The sequence below is a fragment of the Bacillus sp. BF2-3 genome, assembly GCF_008368795.1.
Taxonomy (GTDB): Bacteria; Bacillota; Bacilli; order Bacillales; family Bacillaceae_G; genus Bacillus_A; species Bacillus_A cereus.
Map to the genome: position 1 here is coordinate 1 of NZ_QOSA01000003.1, position 23,989 is coordinate 23,989.

A 23,989-nucleotide genomic window follows, 5' to 3' on the forward strand; every position below is an offset into this window, starting at 1 on the left:
CATGTAAGGAGGTCCTATTTTATGTTCAAATTAATTAATTTAACAGCGGAAAAATTAAATCTAAATTTCCGATTATAAAAATATTGTTTTTCGACTTCTTTCGACATAATTTATAAAGTTAATTATTTAGTATTGGTATGAAGATCTTTTGAATAATAGTTATTTTTAAATATTCGATAATAATTTTAGAGTACTGTGGAATTTTCTTCTGATTTGAAGATTTTTTCTTATAGGAGCTACCAGAATTTTTTTATTTTAATTGGAGGGAAATTATGAAGAAAGTATTAATAGCTTTACTTACAGCAGGATTAATTACATCGGGTTGTCAAAAATCAACAGAATCAGTACCAACAAAAGAAGTAAGCCAAAATGTTAAGCAAGATGAGAAGAAAATTATGACGAATGAGAGCAATGATATTTCGACTTCAAATTTAAGTGGAATAGCAATGTACCTAAAAAAAACTTATCGACTTGAAGATTTAGAGAGAGCGCTTTCATCCCCAAGAACAAAAGAGGAAACTAGATGGTTATATGTAGATAATTATGCTAAATATACATTTGAAAGTGATGGGAAAATTATTAATCATATTAAGATTGAATTATTAGAGCCAAAAGATTTGAAGTATAAGGATGCCTTCAAATTATTAGGTCTTGATATTATGTTAGGTACTAAAATTGAATCAGAAGGCACTGAGGCGGAAGGGTATGCAAAATATGATGTTCGAGGAAATGATGCGGAAAGTGTGCAGATTGAGAAGTTTTCAGGAACTGGGGGCGGTAGCATATCTGTAAGTGTGGATGGGGCTTTCAAAAATAAAGAAGGTACTGTTTGGTTGGATTGTGACCGGGATGGTAATGTGAAATTTATTGAAATGAATTATAAGGGTAAGGCGGTAGGAAATGAAACAAGTGTTGCTAACGAGAAATTAGAACCCTTTGATGCAGAGGCAGGATCGGAAGTAGGAAAGAATATTGCAAATATAAAAGTTTATGATACGAAGGATTTACTTATTGAACAAACCGGATTAGCCCCATTTTTATTTCAAGCAACGCTGTATGATAATCCAAATATGTATTATACAGCTGATTTTCCGATAAAAGTTCGAGTTGATAATAAGTCTACGGTAGAAGAAGCTGTGAAAATCGGAAATGAAATTAACAATTTAGTGGTAAGTGCTGTAAATAAAAAGTTTCCACATAAAAATTTTAGAGTCAAAACGTACATTTATCATACAGAATTGGATTCATCAGGTAATTTTAATGCTACTACATCAAAAAAATTGAAAATAATAGAAAATTAATATGTGAAACTTTGGGGATTTGATTTTAATAATAGGGCAGGGAGAAATAAAATAATGAATTGTACAGCATGTAATAAGAAATTATTGAAAACAAATAAGTACTGTACTAGTTGTGGTACAGAGAGAATAAATTTGGATGAATCAGAAGAACTATTTGATAATGGAGGATTCCATAACGATATTACGCCCCAAAATAGAAATGATAAAAACATAAAATTAATAAGAATTGCAAAAAAATCTCCTTGGTACGTGTGGATAATTGGGATTGTGTTTATAGTTATATTAGTTAACGTTCTAATTCAAAATAATAGTCCACAAGAAACAGTAAAAGGCTTTTTTAAAGCTCTTGAATCAAGAGATTTAAACAAAGCAGGTGAGTATATACATCCGAGTCTCCCTTGGGATGTAGAAGCTGGAAAACGTATTGGAATTCCAAAAAATGCGTCAATAGATATATTAAATATAGAAGAAAGAAAAGTTGGAGATAGAGCAAAATTAAAAGTTACGATAGATATCTCTCCAAAACCTTTATACGGCCCTAATCCTGACAATATTACTATTGATTTGAAGAAAGTTGACGGAAAGTGGCTAATTTATGATATGCAATAGTCTCCTATATGGATAAAATTCATCGAAACCCATAAACTCTAGTTTGTATAGAAGAAATATAACAATGTAAGAGACGAGCAGTGTATTTGAGGAATCAATGCACTGCTTTTATAGTTAACAAATATAAAATAGAATGTAGATCTAATGAACTAAGAAAAAATGAACCGAAAAGTTACTGTAACCCTTCTATAGAATCAAATTATTGCTTGGATTGTAGTATAGCCTCTATAATCATAAATTTGGTTAAGACTACAAAACCTCCCCCTAAAATGTTAAAGTAGTAACTTAACGACATTAATTTACACATGCTAAAAGCATTACTATAATCAACATTTCAGGAGGAAACCCAATGGCAATGAGCAACAACGATATATTAAAAAGAGTACGATACGCTTTAGATATAAAAGATATAGATATGGTAGAAATCTTTAAACTAGGCGGGATGGAAGTAACGAAAGAAGACGTAGTTGATATGCTTACAAAAATAAAGAGAGCTCCTCAGCATGAAGCTGAAAATGATGAGGTAGCTGAAGATGAGTACGTAAAAACATGCGATATGATGATGTTAGAGGCATTTTTAAATGGATTTATTACTTTAAAAAGAGGAAAGCAAGATCCGAAACCAGGGCAGCCTGCACCTGTACAGAGCAAGGAGAGTGCCAATAACCTTCTTCTAAAGAAAATGAAAATCGCACTATCTTTAACGAGTGAGGATGTACTTGATATATTAGATAGCGTAGGCGTTACGGTAACAAAAGGAGAGTTAGGCGCTCTATTAAGAAAGAAAGGCCATAAAAATTACAAAGAGTGTGGCGATAGATACGCAAGGAATTTCATTAAGGGATTAGGTGTAAAGTATAGAGGATAATGAGTTCGTTAAAGCAGTAAATGATATAATAGGTAGAGTAGGACGTTCGTATCCTACTCTTTTTTATTTGTAAAAATACTATGCTAGGTGATGAAATGGTACATACATATTTAGGTGAGACAATTAATTTTCATATAACTTATAAGAAGAAAAAGTCCGTGCGTCTTTTTGTGGATTCGTATGGAAATGTGGAAGTACAGGCTCCGAAAGGAACACCTGTTGAATACTTAGTCCAGTTGCTAGAGGAGAAGTGGGATTGGATTCAGACAACACGTAAGGAAATGGCGGAGCGAGCGCATGGACCACAGGAAAAGGATTATGATCAAGGAGAGGGCTTTTTGTATTTAGGGAATACGTATCCGATACAGATTTCCCAAGATGCAAGCATTGAGCAAGACAATGCGATTTTTGAAGGGGATAAGTTACATATTTATGTGAAAGAGCTTAAGGATGAGAAAATACAACAAGCTTTAAAACGATTTTACTATAAGCAGTGTAAATCTTTAGTAGAGAAGAGTATTAAAGCGCATCAAAGTAATTTCAAAACAAAACCACGTTCTATTCGTATTACAGATAGTAGTCGTACTTGGGGTACTTGCGATTCTAATTTACAACTAACATTCAATTGGAAGCTAGCAATGGCACCACAGCGAGTAATTGACTATGTAGTTGTTCATGAAATGTGTCATATGGTTCATTTAAATCATGATCGATCTTTTTGGCGTCTTGTCGGGAAGATAATGCCTGATTATAAAGAAATGGAGAATTGGTTAGCGTTATCTAGTTGGAAGATGACGGTTTAGGAAGGGATATCGATTTTTGTCTGTAAATCGATATTTCTTGTCGAATCGTTGATATATTGTGAGTTTTGATAGATATATTTTAAAAATCGTTGATATATTGTAAGTTATGATAGATATATTCGAAAAATCGTTGATATAATTTCATTTACCACAGGATTGTTCAACAAATCGAAAAGAGAAGAGGTCACAGCAGACATCTCCTCTTTTCGAGTATATAGATTATCGCCCAAACTTCACAATGAAAGTATCTGCTGTTTTCTCCATCTCATACCCACGATACCCCTCCGAAAGCAAAGCCTGCTGTCGACTAGCATCACTCATTAGAATACTTTGAATATCCGTCCAATCGCTTTCTTTATCTCCGCGCAATTTCTTCACAAAAACATACCGCAGACTACCACCATACTTCTCCTTTAGCGCAGCAATCGCCATCCCTTGCGCAAACTTATCCTTCAAACTCGGGATGTTAAAAGGAGCAACGGTGCAGCATACATAATCATATTTGCTATCTTCTTTTTGCAATTCGTCCATGATGACGTTTGCTAATATTTTTTGCATACCATTTCCTCGGCAGTTCGGATGAACGTTTGAGATTTCTTGATAGATGACGCGGTGCAGTTCACTTTCTGATAGACCAATATCAAGCCCTAAATGTTCATCGTCGATAGGAGGGACGAGTAGAGCGCGAAATGCGATGAGTTCGTTTTCGATAAAAGCACCGATCATCATGCCGTTTCCTTCTAGAATGTATTGAAATTCTTCTTGTGAGAGTGGTTGTAAACGACTTTTATCTTCTAGTGCTTCAACTACAATGTTTTGTAGTGATAAAATTTGTTCGATGTGCTCTAGTGATAGTAATGTAACGTGAAATGATTCGTTATTTTGTTTTAATGTTCCTTCGTATAGAACCGTCATATGATAGTCCTCCTTTAGCGTACAACGTCTTGAAAGACGGTTAGTTCTTGTAATGTATCTTCGTTTATTTCAATGCCGAGTCCGGGCTTTTCGTTTAAGCGAATGAATGGTACGTCGTAATGTAAGTTTCCGATGTCTTTTGTGAATTTTAATGGCCCTGTTAGCTCTACGCTCGTAATGATTTTTTTTGAGAAAGCGACATGGAATCCTGCGGAAGAGGCAACAGATGATTCGACCATTGATCCCACTTGGCATTCAATGCCTGCCATTTCTGCTTGATGAGCGAGCTTTACAGCTGGATATATGCCGCCGCATTTCATTAGTTTTATATTTACTTTATCAGCAGCTTCTAATTTAATAATTTGGCGCATTTCACGAGAACTTTTTAATCCTTCATCAATCATAAGCGGGAGGTCTGTTTTAGAACGAATATGAGCCATGGCATCAATATCGTCCGCGATAACAGGTTGTTCAATCCAGTCAATGTTTAAATGTCCTAATGAACGTAGTGCTGTTAATGTGTTTGCGCTATTTTTCCAGCCTTGGTTTACATCAACGCGAATAGCGATGTCATTTCCTACACGTTCTCGTACAGCTTCAATACGTTTCACATCTTCTTTTACATTTGTACCAACTTTCATTTTGAAAGATTGGTAACCTTTTTGAATCATAGAAGCAGCTTCTTCAGCCATGTTTTCTGGATCGGCAATACTTAAAACATGAGTGACAGGGAATTCTTCATGGTAGCGCCCGCCAATTAATTGATATACAGGTTGATTTAGTTTTTTGCCCATTATATCAAAACAAGCAATATCAATTGCGGCTTTCGCTGTTGGAACACCGTAAATTGTATTGTCCATCATGTCGTGTATTTTTTCGATATTCATTGGATTTTGCCCGATTAGAGCAGGGGTTAGCGTATGTTTTAAAGTATAGAAAGTACTTTCCCATGATTCACCTGTGACGTGATCATCAGCAACGCCTTCACCGTAACCGATAATACCTTCATCTGTTTCCATTTTGACGATAATAGAGGGCATATCAGAATAAGAGCCATAACTAATAACAAACGGATTGCGAAGCGGTAAACGAATTGCGTAAAGATGAATAGCTGTAATTTTCATTGAATAGAAACCCCTTCCTGTTTACAATAGTTTTATACATTTGATATAGTTGACGTTAAATAGTCGTTAATTAATGATAAGGAGTTAGAGAAAATGATGATAAAAATTGCAGTTGTCGGTTCAAAGGAGTTTATGGAGAACCTTTTTCCTATTGCTCAAAAATTAGAAGGAATAGAAATTGATCCATATATTTACCTTCATCCGGCGGAATCTTCTGAACTATTAAAGTGTTTAAAGCCTTGTGATGTCATCTTTTTCTCAGGTGCTTTACCTTATTATATGGCAAAAGAAATAAGAGAACAATTACGAATTCCAAGTACATACTTACAGCAAGACGAGACAACTGTCGCATCTTCAATTCTTTCTATCATGTATCATCAAAGTATTCAACCACATAACATTTCCATCGATTTAGTAGACCGCTCGTTTATTACAAATGTGTTCCATGATATCGGTATAAAAGAAAGCCCGCAAGTGTTGGATTATGAAAATATGCTGTGGAGTAAAGATGAGATAAATAGAGTTATCGATTTTCATGTAGCTAAATATCAATCTGGAGAGGCTCATTTAGCTTTAACTAGTATTCACGCTGTTTACGACGAGCTTCAAAAAATAGGTGTTCCTTCAGAGCGTATGATTGATCCAACACAATCCATTATACATGGGCTAAAAGATGCAAAAATAAAAGCTGAGTTAGCAAAAAGCTATTCAGCTACTGTTGGTGCTTGTATTATTTCTTCCTTAGAATTACGAACGAGTTTGCTTGAAAAACTAGATGTCATTTCAAAAGAACTACGTGGTTCATTTAAACAAGTGGATGAAATGACATGCATTTTGTATACAACTCGTGGTGATATCGAATCAATTATTAAAACAAATGCGATAGATAACTTGTTTGCGAGCGTAGAAGGAACGATAGCTATTGGATTTGGTTATGGGAAAACCGTGAAAGAAGCGGAGCAAAATGCAAAAATCGCTCAAAGTTTTGCAAAGAACAATCCAATAGATCGTTGTTTTTATATACTAACAAGTGATAAAGATTTGTTTGGTCCGTTCCCGAAAGAACAGAGAGTACAAAGTTTGAAAAATGATAATCCGGAACTAATGAAAATAGCGAAGGAAACAAAGCTTAGTCCGGCCAACTTGTCAAAAATCATTCAATTTAGTCAATCGCACCCGTCATTGAAGTTTACAGCAGCTGATCTTTCTGAGTACTTACAAGTGACTCGAAGATCGACAGAAAGGTTGTTAAAGAAATTAGTTGATTACGGGTATGCTCATATTTGCGGCGAGGAAATGCCCTATCTACAAGGGCGACCTCGCGCACTATATGAACTGAATTTACCGCTATTTTTAAGCTTCTAGTTGAGCTTTTTGTTTCTTTAGTAGTTCTGCTTTTTCAATGTCTGATAGTTTTACAATTGTGAAGCCTGTTATACCATAAATGATTGAGATAATAGGTACGATGAAATTCAAAATAGCATAAGGGGCATATTCAAATGCACCTACGCCAAGTGTAGCGAGAATAAATACACCGCACGTATTCCAAGGAACGAAGACAGAAGTTAATGTTCCGCCATCTTCTAATGCTCTGGATAAGTTTTTTGAATGTAGTCCTTTTTCTGTGTATGCATTTGCGTACATTCTTGAAGGGACAACAATTGAAATATATTGTTCAGAGCAAGTAAGGTTTGTTGCAAAACAAGATGCGATAGTAGAAGCGATAAGCCCTTTTGCTGATTTCGCTAACTTTAAAATTTGATTTACAATTGAGCGAAGAATACCTGTATGTTCTAATACTCCTCCGAAAGTCATAGCGACAATTGTCATCGAGACTGTATTCATCATCGAATCTAAGCCACCGCGGTTAAATAGTTCGTCTACTAGCTTGTTTCCAGTGTCTATAACAAATCCAGCTTGGAGTGCACCGACAGATGCTGAGACAGAACCACCTTGAATAAAGACTTGTGATAAAAATCCTAAAATAATACCGACGAGAATCGCTGGTATAGCAGGGACCTTTTTAGCGACCAATACCATAACGACTACGGGTATAATTAGTAGGAAAGGTGAGATAACAAAGTTTTGTTGCAATACTTGTAACGTTTGATCGATACTCTTCGCATCAATATTGTTAGCGCCGAAGCTTCTTCCTAAGACCGCGTAGACGATAAGAGTAATAATTAAACCTGGAACTGTAGTAAATAACATGTGACGAATGTGTGCGAATAAATCTGTATTTGTTAATCCTGCGGCTAAGTTAGTGGTATCTGAAAGCGGTGACATTTTATCGCCAAAATAAGAGCCTGAAATAATGGCACCAGCAACCATTGGAGCTGGGATTCCCATACTTAGGCCAATTCCCATTCCAGCAACACCAATTGTTCCCATTGTAGACCAAGAGCTACCAATTGCTAATGCAACGATAGAACAAATGACGGTAATGGAAACTAAAAATAGTGATGGAGTTAAAAGTTTTAAACCGTAATAAATCATCGTTGCGACGATTCCACCGCCAATCCAAGCACCAATTGTTAAGCCAACAAGAATAATAATGACGATAGCAGGTAATGCAAGACGAATCCCTTTATACATTGCTTCTTCAAGATCATTCCATTTGTAACCATAACGCCAAGCGACAATAGAAGCAACGGTTGTACCAATAATAAGTGGAACGTGAGGAGTTTGTTTTAATACAACAATTGTAACCATCATAACTGCAACGGTAATGATAATAGGGATAATCGCTATTCCAAAAGGTATTTCTTTTTTCATAAAGTTCCTCCTTGTTACGTATGTTTGTTTGTATTTTTAGAATTGTCGTAAAATAGACGTTTATTAGGTTATGATAACTAAAAGTTTATGTAAGCGTCAACATAAAAAACAGAAAATAAGGAATGTTCTAGTTGTTTGTTTAGTTTGTAATATAAGTGCAGAGTAAGCTTTTTAAGTATTTAAAAATAAATAATTGACTTTTTTCTTAAAATTCAATATGTTCATAAAAACATCTGTTTTTCATAAGTATAATTAACCCGAATCGTTTGTAATGTGGGAAGGAGACTGGAACGTTGAAAACATTAGAACTACAAGAGCGCTTAACGGAGATTTTTCAGCATTTACACGAAAACCCTGAAGTAAGTTGGAAAGAATATGAAACGACAGCGTATATTACTGACTTTTTAAAAGAAGAAGGAATTTCATATAGAACATTTGATGATTGTCCAGGTGTAATTGCTGAGATTGGAGGCGGGAATCCAGTTATTGCGATTCGTGCTGATATGGATGCACTTTGGCAAGAAGTAAATGGAGAATTTAAAGCGAACCATTCATGTGGCCATGATGCTCATATGACCATTGTAATGGGACTTATTTTACAATTGAAAAATATGAGATGGAAAAGTGGTACGGTTAGATTTATTTTTCAGCCGGCAGAAGAGAAGGGGAATGGTGCTTTGAAGATGGTGGAGAAAGGTGCTGTAGATGATGCTGATTTCTTATTTGGCGTCCATCTAAGACCAATTGAAGAACTATCTTTGAAACAAGCAGCCCCATCTATTCGCCATGGAGCAGCAGGATTTTTAGAGGGTATGATTCATGGGGAGGATGCACACGGGGCAAGACCACACCAAGGTGTGAATGCAATTGATGTCATTTCCATGATTAATATCGGTTTGAAAAATATTTGGCTGCCACCGCAAAGTTCCTATTCAGTAAAAATGACGAGATGCCAAGCAGGTGGTGATAATTTAAATATCATTCCGGGAAATGGTCATTTCAGTTTAGATGTAAGAGCTGAGAGTAATATACTATTAGAAGAATTAAAGAAAAAGATTGAGCATGTAATAGAATCAGCTGCATCGATGGGGTCGAAAACTTCATACGAATGGATGGATCTTGCACCAGGAGCAGAGGTTTCCGAAGAAGCAGAGCGCTTTATGCGTAAAGGTATTCTCGAAGTGTATGGGGAAGAGAGATGCACAGGGCCTCTCTATACGACAGGAAGCGATGATTTCCATTACTATACAGTGAAAAGACCACATTTAAAAGCTGTCATGCTTGGACTAGGAGCAGACCTACAACCTGGATTACACCATCCGTATATGAGGTTTGATCATAGTTGTATTATGGATGGGGTAGAAATATTGAAACAAACTGTATTGAAAGTGTTAGAAGACAGGGGCTAGAGAGCTCCTGTTTTTTTGTCGTGAATTGTCGGCAAATCGATATATTTGAAAAACCGTTGATATATTTGAAGTTATGATAGATATATTGAGAAAATCGTTGATATATTTAAAGTTATGATAGATATATTGAGAAAATCGTTGATATAATTTCACGTACCTATTAATTTGATGAAAAATGAGCCTCCAGTACATGGTGTATAATAATAAGTACCATTTTTTAATAGGAGAAAACGAATGAACGAACAATATTACGATGCAGTTTTACATATAAAAACAGTCGGTGAGCAAAAAGGGTTTAACAAGTCTATGCATTATCATCGCTATGAACCGACACCGTATAGCGGGTTAGATGAGTTATTGAATCAATATGAAATACGAAGTAGCGACCGAATTGTAGACTTTGGGTGCGGAAAAGGGCGATTAAACTTTTATATGCATCATAAATGTGGTGCTTCAGCAGTTGGAATTGAAATGAATGAAGAGTTTTATAAAGAAGCGATGGATAATCGAGATCGTTATGCACGAAAGGCACGAAACAGTAAGGGGAAAATTCAATTCCAATGTTGTTTAGCGCAGGAATATGAGATTGATCCACATGATAATAGGTTTTATTTCTTTAATCCGTTTTCTGTGCAAGTGTTTATGAATGTAGTAAATAACATTTTGCTTTCAGTAGAAAACACGGGGAGAGAAGTGGATATTATTTTATATTATCCTTCTGAGGACTATATTTTCTTCTTAGAAAATCAGACTGCGTTTGAGCTGAAGAAAGAAGTTAGATTGCCAGGTGCTTATGAGAAGAATGGGAATGAGAGGTTTTTAGTTTATACATTAGGGTAATAAAAAAACAGGTGCCAAGGCACCTGTTTTTTTTATTAGTTACGGATTAAGTAATCAAATGCACCTAAAGCTGCGTTTGCACCTGAACCCATAGAGATGATGATTTGTTTGTACGGATTATTTGTACAGTCACCTGCAGCAAACACTCCTGGTACGTTTGTAGCGCCGTGCTTGTCTGTTACGATTTCACCGCGAACGCGTTCAACTGTTTCGCCTAACCAGTCTGTGTTTGGCACAAGACCGATTTGTACGAATACACCTTGTAATTCAACGTGATGAACTTCTTCAGTTTCACGATCGATGTAAGAAATACCGTTTACTTTATCAGTACCAGTGATTTCTTTCGTTTGAACGTTTTTCAGAACAGTTACGTTTGGTAAGCTGTTAAGACGCTCTTGTAATACAGCATCAGCTTTTAATTCTGGCATGAATTCAAGAACAGTTACGTGCTTAACGATACCTGCTAAGTCGATAGCTGCTTCAATACCAGAGTTACCTCCGCCGATAACTGCTACGTCTTTTCCAGTGAATAATGGACCGTCACAGTGTGGGCAATATGCTACACCTTTATTTTTGAACTCAGCTTCACCTGGTACGCCAACATTACGCCAGCGAGCACCTGTAGAAACGATTACGCTCTTACTTTTCAGAATAGCGCCGTTTTCAAGTTCCACTTCAATAAGTTCTTTTTTCTCTAAACGTTTCGCACGTTGTAGATTCATTACATCGATGTCGTATTCTTTTACGTGCTCTTCAAGGCTTGCTACTAGCTTAGGACCTTCAGTCTTTTTCACGCTGATGAAGTTCTCAATGCCCATAGTATCCATTACTTGACCACCGAAGCGCTCAGCAACGATACCAGTGCGGATGCCTTTACGTGCTGCGTAAATTGCTGCACTTGCACCAGCAGGGCCGCCACCAACAACAAGAACATCGTATGGATCTTTATCAGAAAGCTCTGATGCATCTGGACCGTTACCCATTTTAGCTAAAATTTCTTCAAGTGTCATACGACCGCTTCCGAAAGATTCGCCGTTTAGGTAAACAGTTGGTACTGCCATAATGTCTTTGCTTTCTACTTCCTCTTTGAATGCAGCGCCATCAATCATAGTATGTGTAATACCAGGGTTAAGAACGCTCATTACGTTAAGAGCTTGTACAACATCAGGACAGTTATGACAACTTAGGCTGATATAAGATTCAAAATGATATTCGCCTTGAATGTTTTTAATTTGATCGATTAATTTTTGTTCAACTTTTGGAGCGCGTCCACTTACTTGTAGTAAAGCTAACACTAATGATGTAAATTCGTGTCCTAATGGAATACCAGCGAATACGACACCAGTGTTTTCACCAGGGCGGTTTACGCTAAAGCTTGGTGTTCTCTCTAATTCAACTTTTTCTACTGTAATCTTAGATGACATAGTAGCTAATTCGTCTACTAGAGCTAACATATCTTTAGATACGTTATCGTCTCCTGCGCTTACTTTAAGTAAAATATCGTTCTCCATTAATTGAAGGTATTGGGATAGTTGTGTTTTTATATCTGCATCTAGTATCATTTTGATCGAACTCCTTAGATTTTGCCTACAAGGTCAAGGCTTGGTTTAAGTGTCGCAGAACCCTCTTGCCATTTAGCTGGGCAAACTTCACCTGGGTTGTTACGTACGTATTGAGCAGCTTTAATTTTGTTAACAAGAATGCTTGCGTCACGGCCGATACCGTCAGCATTGATTTCCATAGATTGGATAACGCCGTCTGGATCGATGATGAATGTACCACGAGCAGCAAGACCTTCTTCTTCCATTAAAACGTTGAAGTTTGTAGTGATTGTGCGAGTTGGGTCACCAATCATGATGTACTCGATTTTGCCGATAGTTTCTGAGCTATCATGCCATGCTTTGTGAGTGAAGTGAGTGTCTGTAGATACAGAGTATACTTCAACGCCTAAGTCTTTTAGAGTTGCGTATTGGTTTTGTAAGTCTTCAAGTTCAGTTGGGCAAACGAATGTGAAGTCAGCAGGGTAGAAACAAACTACACTCCATTTTCCTTTTAAACTTTCGTCAGTAACTTGGATAAATTCCCCATTATGGTAAGCATTAGCTTTAAACGGTTTTACTTCTGTGCCGATTAATAACATGTTAAAATTCCTCCTAAATGTTGGTTTTGAGCATCAAAAAATAGTGTGCTCATAAAATATATTTTTTAATTAACTATAATAATTCTAATTCGATATTAATTATCATATAGAAGTGGTTATTTTGTCAAGAGAATAAACCAACTTTATACCAATTTAATTAATATTTATTCTCAATTAAGACTAACAGGGAATGGAAAGGTAATTTTAAGTCTATAAATTTTAGATGAGTAGTTGAAAGTTTAGTGTGTATGTTAGAGATAGTGTGTAAGTTTAATTTCTTAGGAAGGAGATATTTCTTAGAAGTTGTGGTTTTGAAAAGGAACTGCTTACTTCTATTTTACAAAGAATTTTGTGATAAATAAAATAAAATGAATCGGAAATTTTTTGAACAATTTTTGTCATCTCAAATATATAATTAGGAAGTATATTACGATAATAGTTAGAAACATTGACTCAAAGTGCTAACAAGATATAATAAAACCTAGATATACATTTCAAAAAGAAGATCATATATTTTAGGATGAAAGATTTAATCCTATTATTTTTTATAGCTTTTAGAAAACGCTTACAATTAGTGTGGAGGGGAAACCATGTCTAAGTTCATGAAGTATTTTTTAATGGAAGCTAACGATGTGATTGCATATGTGAAAGAGAAATTATCTAAGTTTGAACATGCAAAGGGGTTACAGTGTAAAGAAATAGGTGATGGCAATTTAAATTATGTGTTCCGCGTTTGGGATGAAAAAGAGAACATGTCTGTCATCGTAAAGCAAGCTGGGGATACAGCTCGCATTTCAGATGAGTTTAAGTTGTCGACGAATCGTATTCGTATAGAATCAGATGTTTTGCAGTTAGAGGATGAGTTAGCACCTGGACTTGTTCCTAAGGTGTATTTATTTGATAGTGTGATGAATTGTTGCGTAATGGAAGATTTATCGGATCACACAATATTACGTACAGCACTTATAAATCATCAAATATTTCCGAGGCTTGCTGACGACTTAACTACTTTTATGGCAAATACACTTTTATTAACATCGGATGTTGTAATGAATCATAAAGAGAAGAAGGAACTTGTGAAGAATTATATAAATCCTGAATTATGTGAGATTACAGAGGACCTCGTATATTCAGAACCATTTACAAATCATAATAAGCGTAATGAGTTATTTCAGTTAAATGAGGGATGGATTAGGGAACATATTTATAGTGATAAAGAGCTTCGTATGGAAGTAGCGAAACGTAAATTTTCTTTTATGACGAATGCACAGGCATTACTTCATGGTGATTTACATACTGGTTCTGTTTTTGTAAGAGATGATTCTACAAAGGTTATTGATCCTGAGTTTGCTTTTTATGGACCTATGGGATATGACGTTGGGAATGTAATGGCGAATTTAATGTTTGCTTGGGTGAATGCAGATGCAACGATGTCACCTGGAGCTGAGAAAGATACGTATATGGATTGGTTACAAACTACGATGGTAGAGGTAATTGATTTATTTAAGCAGAAGTTTTTAGGTGCTTGGGATATTCATGTGACCGAGATTATGGCGAGGGAAGAAGGCTTTAGCGAAGTCTATTTGCAATCTGTATTAGAGGATACAGCTGCAGTGACAGGTCTGGAATTAATTCGCCGTATTGTTGGATTAGCGAAAGTAAAAGATATTACTTGTATTGGGAATGAGGAAGCACGTGCTAGAGCGGAGCGAATTTGTCTTCAAGTAGCGAAGGGTTTTATTTTACGAGCGAATCAATATAGAACGGGCACAAGTTTTGTAGAAACGTTAAAAGAACAGTCAATGCACTACGCGAAGTAAGGGGAGAATATGATGGAAGAGCAATTAATACCAATTCAGTGGAAAGATGATGCTTTAGTTTTGTTAGATCAAACGTTATTACCAAATGAAATTGTCTATGAATCTTTTAAAACAGCTGAAAGTGTGTGGGATGCGATTCAAGTAATGAAAGTACGAGGTGCACCCGCGATTGGTGTTTCAGCTGCTTATGGAGTGTATTTAGGGATAAAGGAATTTGCTGAAAGTACGGAAGAAGGATTTATGGATGAAGTAAGAAAGGTATGTACATACTTGGCGACATCAAGACCGACTGCCGTAAATTTATTTTGGGCACTTGAAAGAATGGAAAGTGTAGCGACAGATAATATTCATTTATCAATCTCACAGCTGAAAAATAGATTACTAGAAGAGGCAAAAGAGATTCATAGAGAAGATGAAGAAATTAACCGTCAAATTGGAGAACATGCATTAACATTATTCCATGATGGAATGGGAGTATTAACACATTGTAATGCTGGTGCGTTAGCGACAACTAAGTATGGTACCGCGACAGCTCCCATGTACTTAGCGAAAGAAAAAGGATGGGACTTAAAAATCTATTCTGATGAAACACGCCCTAGATTACAAGGTTCAACGTTAACAGCATTAGAACTGCAGCGAGCAGGCATTGACGTTACTGTTATTACAGATAATATGGCAGCTATGGTCATGTCACAAGGGAAGATTGATGCGGTAATTGTTGGATGTGACCGTGTAGCAGCGAACGGTGATATAGCAAATAAAATTGGAACATTAGGCGTATCTATTTTAGCGAAATACTACAACATTCCGTTTTATGTAGCAGCGCCAACGCCGACAATCGACTTAAAAACACCGACAGGAAAAGAAATTCCCATCGAGGAAAGAGATGCTTCTGAAGTGATTAATCGCTTCGGACAATATTCTGCTCCGAAAGAAAGTAAAGTATATAATCCAGCATTTGATGTTACTCCACATGAAAATGTAACAGCGATTATTACAGAAAAAGGGATTGTAAAGGCACCGTTTACGGAGAATTTAAAAAAGCTATTTCAATAAGTAGATAAATGTAAAAGTCAGTCATCATAAGCTTCATACTTAGGGGGATGTATATGTTATTACAAAAAGAAAGAGAAGAAATTGTAGCGTATGGAAAGAAAATGATTTCTAGTGGTTTAACAAAGGGAACGGGCGGTAATATTAGTATCTTTAATCGTGAACAAGGTCTTGTTGCGATTAGCCCAAGTGGTTTAGAGTATTATGAAACAAAGCCTGAAGATGTAGTTATATTAAACCTAGATGGTGAAGTAGTAGAAGGAGAGAGAAAACCATCAAGTGAATTAGATATGCACCTTATTTACTATAGGAAGCGTGAAGATATAAATGCGCTTGTGCATACACACTCTCCTTACGCGAAGACGATTGCATCATTAGGATGGGAGCTTCCTGCTGTATCGTATTTAATTGCTTTCGCAGGACCGAATGTGCGCTGTGCACCGTATGAAACATTTGGTACGAAGCAATTAGCGGAGGCTGCTTTTGAAGGCATGATTGATCGCCGTGCTGTTTTACTTGCAAATCACGGTTTAATTGCTGGTGCAAATAATATAAAAATGGCGTTTACTGTTGCAGAAGAGATTGAGTTTTGTGCTCAAATTTATTATCAAACGAAAAGCATTGGGGAACCAAAGCTATTGCCAGAAGATGAGATGGAGAATTTGGCGAAGAAGTTTGAAGGGTATGGGCAGCAGTAGAATGAAACAAAAACACCCTCAAGAAATCTTGAGGGTGTTTTTTAAGCTTTTTTAAGCAACAAATACATAAAGTAAGGAGCCCCAATTAAAGCAACGACAATACCTGCTGGAATGCCATTAGGATCAACGATATTTCGTCCGATTGTATCTGCTAATAATAATAGCCATCCGCCGATTAAAAGGGCGATAGGCATGAAGATTTGATGTCTTGGACCTACTAAAGATTTCGCGATATGAGGAGCCATTAATCCGATAAAGGTAATTCCTCCTGTTACGGAAACAGCTGCGGCTGCAAGTGCAACGGCTGCAACTAATAAGTACCTGCGTTCTTTTTCAATTTCAATTCCAACGCCAATTGCGACTGGTTCGTTTAATGCTAAAATATTTAATCGATTTGCTTTATAGAAAACAAACGGAATGAATACGATTAACCATGGGAGCATTGCTAAAACGAAAATCCAGTCATCTCCCCAAATATTTCCGGCAATCCATTTTGAGATAAAGTCCACTTTCATACGATCAGCGGATGAAATAAGGACAATCATCGCTCCAGATAGTGCAAATGCAAAACCGATACCAGTTAATGTTAATCGTATTGGTTGAAGTCCAGTTGATTTACTATATGAAAACACGTAAATTAGAACAGCTGTCAGAAATGCCCCAATAAATCCAACGACAGGTAGTAAGTAAAGAAATGAACCTACGTCTATTGGAAAGTATAAAAAGAAAATAGCAACAGCAACACCAGCCCCAGAGTTAATACCAAGAATACCAGGTTCAGCTAAATCATTTCGGGTAATTCCTTGCAGAATAGCCCCTGATAAAGCGAGAGCCATACCAGCTAATAATGTAATGACAATTCTAGGTAGTCTTAAAGAGTATAAAACGAACTCCTCTTTAAAAGTCCCTTGCCCCATTAATGTTGGGAGTAGTCGATCATAAGATAAAGACGCTGAACCAAGTCCCATTCCAACTACAATGGTTGTGATGATTACTATAAGTAAAGCGAGTATAATGAGACGCTGTTTTCTTAAAATAGATTGCATCATGAGAATGTTTTTCCTCCTTTACGTACAATGAATAGGAAGAATGGTAACCCTACAATCGCAACAATTGCCGCAACTGGTGTTTCGTATGGAGCGTTAATAGTACGTCCGATTGTATCTGCAAGTAGCATAAAGGAAGCTCCAGCAATTGCTGACATCGGTATAACAAATCGGTAATCTGGACCGACAATTGGGCGTACCATGTGAGGTACCATTAAGCCGATAAATGCCATATTTCCAACAAGCGCTACAGATGCACCTGCAAGTAAGATAATAATGATAAATAAAATAGTTTTAATAACAATAATTTTTTGACCTAGTCCAATAGCCACTTCTTCACTGAAACTAAGAACTGTCAATTTTTTTGCTAGTAAGATAGCGATAAAGATACTAATTGAAATGACTGGAATAATAATTTTTAATTGGCTCCAAGTTGTTCCAATTACGCCCCCAGCAGTCCAAAGTGATACATCTTGTGAAATTTTAAAGTAAATGCCGATTCCTTCTGAAATTGCGAGTAGAAATGCTGAAACTGCAGCGCCCGCTAATACAATTCGAAGAGGAGAAAGGCCACCTTTTTTCACCATACCAATTCCAAATACCATAATTGCGCCAATTGCAGCACCGATAAAGCAAGCTAATGTTAAGTAAAGATAGCTGATGGAAGGGTTGAAAGCAAGTGTCAGTGCAAGCGCAGCATTTGCTCCACCAGATAGCCCTAATAATCCAGGATCCGCAAGTGGATTTCGTGTTAATCCTTGCATAATTGCCCCAGAAACGGCTAATCCAGCTCCTACAAAAATAGCAGCAACTTCACGTGGTAAACGTATTTCTCGAATAATAGATATTTTGTCTCCTTTAGCGGAGGAAGTGAGTGCTAACCATACATCTTTTATCGAAGTATCTGCAGCACCTAATACCATTGCAACCATAAAAATAAGAAAGAATGCAATTAAGCTTAAAATTAGTTTGTATGTAAAAGCTATAGAACGTGGATTGTCATGATCTTTTGTCATTCGTTTCACATCTTTTCTGTTCATAGAATAAAGGAAGAGGAATTCTTAAATTAAGAATTCCTCATGTTTGTATTATTTACCAAGAAAGCTCTTCTTGAAGAAGTCTAGTTGGAAATCTAATGTAAGTGGATCATTGAAATAGAATTCCATCATGTTTGCTTCATATACGCGATTATTTTTTACTGCTGGGATGTTTTTATATGATTCTGTCTCTTGGAATGAGTTATCAGTATCTTTGTTTTTACTTACGATTAAGTAATCACCAGCAAATTCAGGTAATACCTCAGTAGATAATGCGTAGTAACCTTCTTTTAATGCTTTCTCTTTTACTTTTTCAGGCATTTTTAATTTCATTTCTTGGTACAGGATTTCTGTTCCACGGCCCCAGTTCTCGCCGTATACATAAAGCTGTTTGTTGAAGTTTTCTACAACAGAAACTGTTGCATCTTCACCGATTTTTGCTTTAATTTCTTTACCAGCTTCTTGTGCACGTTTCTTGAAGTCATCAACCCAAGTTTTTGCTTCTTTTTCTTTATTTAATAACTTACCGATTTCTAAATGCTGTGTTAAGTAATCAACTTTTCCGTAAGTGTATGTTACAGTAGGCGCGATTTTCTTTAACTTATCGACATTTTTAACATTTGATAAACCGATGATTAAATCTGGATTTAGTTCAGCGATTTTTTCAACATTTTCATCAGATACTTCAGCAACATCTTTAAGTTTGCTATCAAAACGTGGGTTTTGTTTAGACCATGAATCTACCCCAACAAGATTTACACCTAATGACATTACGTTACCAGCGAATGATGATAATACAACAACGCGTTTTGGATTTGCAGGAACTTCTACTTTTTTACCATCTTCAGATTGGTATGTAATTGTTTCTGATTTGCTACCTTTTGCATCGTTCTTTTTGTCTGTAGAGCTATTGCTACAAGCGCTCATAACAAGAACGAAAAGGACTGTTAGTGAAATAAATAACTTTTTCATCGTCTTTCTCCTTTAACATAGATGATATGTGTATACAATAATTTGTTTAACTGCAATTTTTTTGAAATAGTAGTGGTAATGCAAAATAATTTATTAAAAATCTTGAATATGAGATTTTATAATATAGTAATAACCATATTAATGAAAGAAGATGTAATCTCAAATTTGCTAATTATTAACAAAATGATAATGATTATCACTATTGATTCTTTAAATAATATAATTTTATATAGGTGTATTGTCAATAGTAATTTTGATTGTAAATTTTGCGGAAACAGGTTATATTTTATTGAGAATGATAATCAACGATTAATAGCTGAGGAGTGAGCACGAATGAATCGAGAAGAATTGTTTGATGTAACCGTGATAGGCGGAGGACCTGCAGGGCTTTATTCAGCTTTTTATAGTGGACTCAGAGAAATGAGAACGAAAATAATAGAATTTCAACCACATTTAGGTGGAAAAATACATGTGTATCCGGAAAAAATGATTTGGGATGTAGGAGGACTATTGCCAGTTACAGGTGATAAGTTAATTGAACAACTTGTACAGCAAGGGTTAACATTTAAGCCGGAAGTTGTATTAGATACAAAAGTAGAATCGATTATTCGTAATCAAGATGGTACTTTTACATTAAAAACAAGTACTGGCGAAGAACACTTTTCAAAAACAGTTATCGTCGCAACAGGAAGTGGTATATTGAAACCGCAAAAGTTATCTATTGAAGGTGCTGAGCGATTTGAAGTATCGAATTTAAATTATACAGTTAAATCTTTAAAGCGTTTCAAAGGTAAAACAGTTATTATTTCCGGTGGAGGCAATTCTGCTGTTGATTGGGCAAATGAATTGGAACCAATTGCGAAAAAAGTGTATGTAACCTATAGAAAAGAAGAATTATCTGGTCATGAAGCACAAGTAAAACAACTTATGAACAGCTCAGCGGAGTGTTTCTTTAATACATCGATTACAAAATTAATTGCCGGTGATAATCATGAAGCGATCGAATATGTAGAATTAACAAATCATGAAACAGGTGAGGTTTCTCATTTACCTATTGATGAAGTTATTATTAATCATGGATATGAACGCGACATTACATTATTAGAAAATAGTGAGTTAGACGTTGCAATTATAGATAATTATTATATTGCAGGTAATGCAAATAGTGAGTCTTCAGTAGATGGATTATATGCTGCTGGAGATATTTTAAAGCACGAAGGGAAACTACACTTAATTGCAGGTGCATTCCAAGATGCTGGAAATGCTGTGAATAAAGCAAAACAATTTATCCAACCAGATGCAAGTGAGTACGGAATGGTTTCTTCTCATAATGAAGTATTTAAGAAGAGAAATCGCGAACTGATTAAGCAGATGATGAAATAATAAGGAACAAGTATACCCCCACGTATTTCTCTATTCAAGTGAATGAGAGATGTACGTGGGGGTTTTCCTGTTTACTATATTTTCTATCATTATAATGACACCGGTTTCATCAGTTCATATGATATGAACATTTTATTGGTAAAGCATCCTAGAAAACAATTTAGCTATGTTTTGCTTACACAGAACATGGCTAAATTACGCTGTCCCTTTAGCGCGTTTATTAGGAAATGGCATATTTAGTATAGAAGCAATATACTGTTTTCCGTGTTTTCGAGCCAATGATTCTAATATTTGACGGACGCGTTTTGTAAGATGACCTTGTTTTTGGATGGCTTCACAATATGCGTCATAGAAGGCATATTTAGCCCAAAGGAAATCATCTTGTTGGAATAAGAAATGATTTTTGTACCATTCACCAATTGTATGATAACAATTGTTTTCATGTATTGCTGTGCTTTGAGAAAGAAAACGATCAGATAAAGATACATTCAAATGAGAAATTGTGTTTTCTGTTTCAACTTGCAGTGTTTTTTCTAACATTGTAATGATGTGACGAGTAGCCATATGTTAACTCTCCTTTGTGTAAATGGGTAATACCATTCTATATTTAAAAAATTCTTACTATATAATACTATACAATATATGGAATGCATCTACCTGCTTTTTGAACTGCATTTACAAAATCTTTTTTATTTGTTTACAAAAATAAAGTAAAGTAAGATACAGTATAGATGAAAAAATAATAAAGGAATGAACGCATTGTATATAACAATAGAAGAGACTGCGGAGTATTTGAATTTACCAAAATCGTATATTGAAGAGTTAATTCAGCAAAAGAAAATTCGTGCGCTATTCGATGGAGAGCAATATTTAGTAAATAAAGAACAATTCAATACGCATTTAGAACAAATGGAGAAATATAAGCAATTAGTGGAAGAAATATTGAACGAACCAATTCCAGAAGATATGGATGTTAAAGACGAAGATTAAACTATGGGAAATCCCTTATGAAGATATGCAGAAATGTATCTTCATAAGGGTTTTTTTGTTTGAAGATATCAAAAACATAAGGAGTTCTTAGCCTTTCTTCAAATTTTGATAGGTAGTAGTCTACCATGTTAAAAGCATATTTTTTTCTAGCTAGGACAAACATAGAGAACGTAACCTGTACAGATACATATACTATCAGTGCAAAAGCTTATAAATTAATGGAAGGGGTTTTCTCGTGAGTTTATTTCATTGTGATTTTTTGAAAGACTTAATTGGATCTTTTGTGAGAGTAAACAGGGGTGGTCCAGAATCTCAAAAAGGAACAATAATATCAGTATGTCAGGACTACTTCGTATTGAAGAATGAAAAAGGTGAGCTTTATTACTATCAACTTAAACATCTAAAAAGTATTACAAAAAATGCGAAAGAATGTGGATCAAGTGATTGTGAGTGGGAAGATTGCGCCTGTGCAGAAGATTTTGAAGCACTACTTGAAAGTTTCAAATATTGCTGGGTGAAAATTAATCGCGGCGGTCCAGAGAAAGTGGAAGGCATTTTGCAAGATGTTTCTTGTGACTTCGTAACATTAATCGTAAAAGAAGAAATTATATTAATTGCAATAAAGCATATTAAAAGTGTTAACTATAATGCTTTAGCATGCGGAGAGAGCGATGAGAGCGACGATAGTAAGGAAAGTAGCGATAATTCAGGTCGTGCTCGTGCACAAAGACAATCAAGTAGAGGAAGATAATAAGAAAGGGGGATACGAAATTGGAGAATGTATTATGCTGTGACCAAATTAAATGTTTAGTTGGTGAGACTGTAAAAGTAAACCTTCGTGGACCAGAAAGTCGAGTTGGTGAGCTCGTATCGTTAGGAAAAGATTATCTAACGTTACAGTTACCTCATGGTGAATTAGTATATTATCAGTTGAAACATGTGAAGAGTCTAGTGAAGAAAGTGAAAGAAAGTAAATGTGGCGATTGCTATAGTTCATGTTTCTGCTCTGATGAGGATACTTTTTTAGATATATTAAAAGACTTGAAGTATAAGTGGGTAAAAATTAATCGTGGCGGTCCAGAGTGTGTGGAAGGTTTATTAAGTGAGGTACACCATGGCTGTATTACACTAGTAAACGGTGATGAAGTTATTTATGTAATTAAGTCTCATATTAAGAGTGTGAGTCAAGTAGTTAAATGTAAAAAGAATGAAGATGAATAATGTTTAATAAATAAGAGGGGCATTATGAGGGAAAGAGAAGAACAATTTCTTATTTCGATAGTATGAAAAGGAATTACTTACTATTAAAACAGAACTTTGCCCTGATTATTTTTTTAGAAATGGAAGACAGATAAGAAGAAATTCGTAGGAAGGAGGATATAGATGAATGAGTTAAACAAAAGTATTGGAGAAAATATATATGTTAAATTAATCGGTGAAAAAAGATTTAAAGGTGTATTAATTGATGTAGGAAATGATATCGTTGTTCTTTACAATGGACAAGACTACGTATATATATCTTTATATCATGTACAATATTATAAGTTTTTAAGATCAAATGATGAAGAAATCTCAAAACCAGATGTGGATTCTGTAATTAAGAGAGAGTCTCCTTCAATTTCTTTGAGGAAAGTATTAAGTACATCTAAAGGGATTTTTACGGAAATTTATGTAGCCGGAAATGCTCCAATACATGGTTATGTTACAAGTGTGATGAACGATTATATTGTTTTTTATAGTCCAGTTTATAAAACTGTATATATATCTTTAAAACACTTGAAATGGTTAATTCCGTATAAAGAAAATCAAGTGCCTTATGCCCTCAATAAAAATGAACTCCCCGTGAATCCGTTAAATATTACGTTAGCTCGAACGTTTGAAGAACAGCTTATTAAAATGGCTGGGAAAATTATGGTGTTCGATTTAGGTGAGGAGTCCAATAAAATTGGAAAAATGGCGAAAATTGATGAAGGTCATATTGAAATATCAAAAGCACGTGATGCGAAAATGTATGTAAATATTCAACATGTAAAATCTGTCCATTGTCCGTAAGCTAGTTGAAAGGGCTGGCTTTTTCTTTTATATGCAGAAGAAAAGGTCGAGCCTATTTGTTTTAGTTTAATTTGGAGATGAGGGGAAAATGAATTGAATATAAGCATAGTATAGTGTGATTTTTTAAAAGGTAACTTTGCACTAACTTATAAAC

At 35.5% G+C, this 23,989-nt stretch carries 24 protein-coding genes; 15 read left to right on the plus strand and 9 right to left on the minus strand.

The genetic code is table 11. From position 1 onward, the window contains the following. Positions 1–272 precede the first annotated feature (272 nt). The 4 genes from DN401_RS03725 to DN401_RS03740 all read left to right on the plus strand — a co-directional run bounded on the left by DN401_RS03725 (position 273) and on the right by DN401_RS03740 (position 3,581). On the plus strand, positions 273–1,301 hold the full coding sequence (locus DN401_RS03725; RefSeq protein ID WP_048538228.1) for a hypothetical protein: 1,029 nt from the start codon (positions 273–275) through the stop codon (positions 1,299–1,301). A 54-nt stretch (positions 1,302–1,355) separates the two neighbouring features. Beyond that, positions 1,356–1,910: a zinc ribbon domain-containing protein gene (locus DN401_RS03730; protein WP_048538227.1), complete on the plus strand. Its 555-nt coding sequence runs from the start codon at positions 1,356–1,358 to the stop codon at positions 1,908–1,910. Positions 1,911–2,259: 349 nt separating this feature from the next. Then, positions 2,260–2,778, plus strand: coding sequence for a YehS family protein (locus DN401_RS03735; protein ID WP_001251702.1), 519 nt, complete (start codon positions 2,260–2,262; stop codon positions 2,776–2,778). Between the two features lie 95 nt (positions 2,779–2,873). Next, entirely contained in the window at positions 2,874–3,581 is a 708-nt protein-coding gene (locus DN401_RS03740) for a M48 family metallopeptidase (RefSeq protein ID WP_000233754.1), read from the plus strand. Between the two features lie 219 nt (positions 3,582–3,800). Here DN401_RS03740 and DN401_RS03750 read toward each other — a convergent pair whose 3' ends face one another. Next, positions 3,801–4,496 carry a hypothetical protein gene (locus tag DN401_RS03750; RefSeq protein WP_000217555.1) on the minus strand — a complete coding sequence of 232 codons (696 nt, stop codon included), beginning with the start codon at positions 4,494–4,496 and terminating at the stop codon, positions 3,801–3,803. A 14-nt stretch (positions 4,497–4,510) separates the two neighbouring features. Beyond that, positions 4,511–5,620, minus strand: coding sequence for a mandelate racemase/muconate lactonizing enzyme family protein (locus DN401_RS03755; RefSeq protein ID WP_000704497.1), 1,110 nt, complete (start codon positions 5,618–5,620; stop codon positions 4,511–4,513). A 93-nt stretch (positions 5,621–5,713) separates the two neighbouring features. On the opposite strand from DN401_RS03755, the gene DN401_RS03760 reads away from it, so the two are divergent. Next, on the plus strand, positions 5,714–6,985 hold the full coding sequence (locus DN401_RS03760) for a hypothetical protein (protein WP_000972810.1): 1,272 nt from the start codon (positions 5,714–5,716) through the stop codon (positions 6,983–6,985). Here the strand turns inward: DN401_RS03760 and nhaC are convergent. Further along, entirely contained in the window at positions 6,974–8,395 is a 1,422-nt protein-coding gene (nhaC, locus tag DN401_RS03765; protein ID WP_000711525.1) for a Na+/H+ antiporter NhaC, read from the minus strand. The genes DN401_RS03760 and nhaC overlap by 12 nt on opposite strands. A 293-nt stretch (positions 8,396–8,688) precedes the next feature. On the opposite strand from nhaC, the gene DN401_RS03770 reads away from it, so the two are divergent. After that, on the plus strand, positions 8,689–9,804 hold the full coding sequence (locus tag DN401_RS03770; RefSeq protein WP_000853516.1) for a M20 peptidase aminoacylase family protein: 1,116 nt from the start codon (positions 8,689–8,691) through the stop codon (positions 9,802–9,804). Positions 9,805–10,038: 234 nt separating this feature from the next. Next, positions 10,039–10,644: an SAM-dependent methyltransferase gene (locus DN401_RS03775; protein ID WP_001005628.1), complete on the plus strand. Its 606-nt coding sequence runs from the start codon at positions 10,039–10,041 to the stop codon at positions 10,642–10,644. A gap of 35 nt (positions 10,645–10,679) precedes the next feature. Here the strand turns inward: DN401_RS03775 and ahpF are convergent, their stop codons facing one another. Continuing rightward, positions 10,680–12,206, minus strand: a complete 1,527-nt coding sequence (gene ahpF, locus DN401_RS03780) for an alkyl hydroperoxide reductase subunit F (RefSeq protein ID WP_000599508.1) — start codon at positions 12,204–12,206, stop codon at positions 10,680–10,682. A gap of 14 nt (positions 12,207–12,220) precedes the next feature. After that, on the minus strand, positions 12,221–12,784 hold the full coding sequence (gene ahpC / locus DN401_RS03785; protein WP_000924420.1) for an alkyl hydroperoxide reductase subunit C: 564 nt from the start codon (positions 12,782–12,784) through the stop codon (positions 12,221–12,223). Positions 12,785–13,374: 590 nt separating this feature from the next. Here ahpC and mtnK point away from each other — a divergent pair. From mtnK to DN401_RS03800, 3 genes are read left to right on the plus strand one after another with little or no spacing between them, the layout of a single operon-like run. After that, positions 13,375–14,604, plus strand: coding sequence for an S-methyl-5-thioribose kinase (gene mtnK, locus DN401_RS03790; RefSeq protein ID WP_149287525.1), 1,230 nt, complete (start codon positions 13,375–13,377; stop codon positions 14,602–14,604). 9 nt (positions 14,605–14,613) lie between these two features. Then, positions 14,614–15,660: an S-methyl-5-thioribose-1-phosphate isomerase gene (gene mtnA / locus DN401_RS03795; RefSeq protein ID WP_119682879.1), complete on the plus strand. Its 1,047-nt coding sequence runs from the start codon at positions 14,614–14,616 to the stop codon at positions 15,658–15,660. 53 nt (positions 15,661–15,713) lie between these two features. Further along, a complete protein-coding gene (locus DN401_RS03800) occupies positions 15,714–16,355 on the plus strand; it encodes an L-fuculose-phosphate aldolase (RefSeq protein ID WP_000926557.1) in 642 nt (213 codons plus the stop codon). A gap of 41 nt (positions 16,356–16,396) precedes the next feature. On the opposite strand, the gene DN401_RS03805 is transcribed toward DN401_RS03800, so the two are convergent. The 3 genes from DN401_RS03805 to DN401_RS03815 are packed head-to-tail and all read right to left on the minus strand — an operon-like array spanning position 16,397 to position 19,410. Continuing rightward, positions 16,397–17,404 (minus strand): FecCD family ABC transporter permease, encoded by a 1,008-nt coding sequence (locus DN401_RS03805; protein ID WP_149287526.1) that lies wholly within the window; start codon positions 17,402–17,404, stop codon positions 16,397–16,399. Beyond that, positions 17,401–18,441 carry a FecCD family ABC transporter permease gene (locus DN401_RS03810; RefSeq protein WP_002025239.1) on the minus strand — a complete coding sequence of 347 codons (1,041 nt, stop codon included), beginning with the start codon at positions 18,439–18,441 and terminating at the stop codon, positions 17,401–17,403. Before DN401_RS03810 ends, DN401_RS03805 begins: the two co-directional genes overlap by 4 nt. Positions 18,442–18,489: 48 nt before the next feature. Beyond that, positions 18,490–19,410: an iron-hydroxamate ABC transporter substrate-binding protein gene (locus DN401_RS03815; RefSeq protein WP_000732597.1), complete on the minus strand. Its 921-nt coding sequence runs from the start codon at positions 19,408–19,410 to the stop codon at positions 18,490–18,492. A 333-nt stretch (positions 19,411–19,743) separates the two neighbouring features. Between DN401_RS03815 and DN401_RS03825 the strand changes: the two genes are divergently transcribed. Continuing rightward, complete coding sequence (locus tag DN401_RS03825; RefSeq protein WP_001078299.1) at positions 19,744–20,793, plus strand: NAD(P)/FAD-dependent oxidoreductase; 1,050 nt, start codon at positions 19,744–19,746, stop codon at positions 20,791–20,793. Between the two features lie 195 nt (positions 20,794–20,988). Here DN401_RS03825 and DN401_RS03835 read toward each other — a convergent pair whose 3' ends face one another. Further along, positions 20,989–21,357: a hypothetical protein gene (locus DN401_RS03835; RefSeq protein ID WP_000235476.1), complete on the minus strand. Its 369-nt coding sequence runs from the start codon at positions 21,355–21,357 to the stop codon at positions 20,989–20,991. 186 nt (positions 21,358–21,543) lie between these two features. Here DN401_RS03835 and DN401_RS03840 point away from each other — a divergent pair, with 186 nt between their 5' ends. From DN401_RS03840 to DN401_RS03855, 4 genes are all read left to right on the plus strand, one after another. Further along, complete coding sequence (locus DN401_RS03840; protein WP_002025240.1) at positions 21,544–21,783, plus strand: helix-turn-helix domain-containing protein; 240 nt, start codon at positions 21,544–21,546, stop codon at positions 21,781–21,783. 235 nt (positions 21,784–22,018) lie between these two features. Next, complete coding sequence (locus DN401_RS03845) at positions 22,019–22,534, plus strand: spore coat protein B (protein WP_000051525.1); 516 nt, start codon at positions 22,019–22,021, stop codon at positions 22,532–22,534. A gap of 20 nt (positions 22,535–22,554) precedes the next feature. Then, complete coding sequence (locus tag DN401_RS03850; RefSeq protein ID WP_000432509.1) at positions 22,555–23,004, plus strand: spore coat protein B; 450 nt, start codon at positions 22,555–22,557, stop codon at positions 23,002–23,004. Positions 23,005–23,166: 162 nt separating this feature from the next. Continuing rightward, entirely contained in the window at positions 23,167–23,835 is a 669-nt protein-coding gene (locus DN401_RS03855) for an LSm family protein (RefSeq protein WP_001004284.1), read from the plus strand. Positions 23,836–23,989 lie beyond the last annotated feature (154 nt).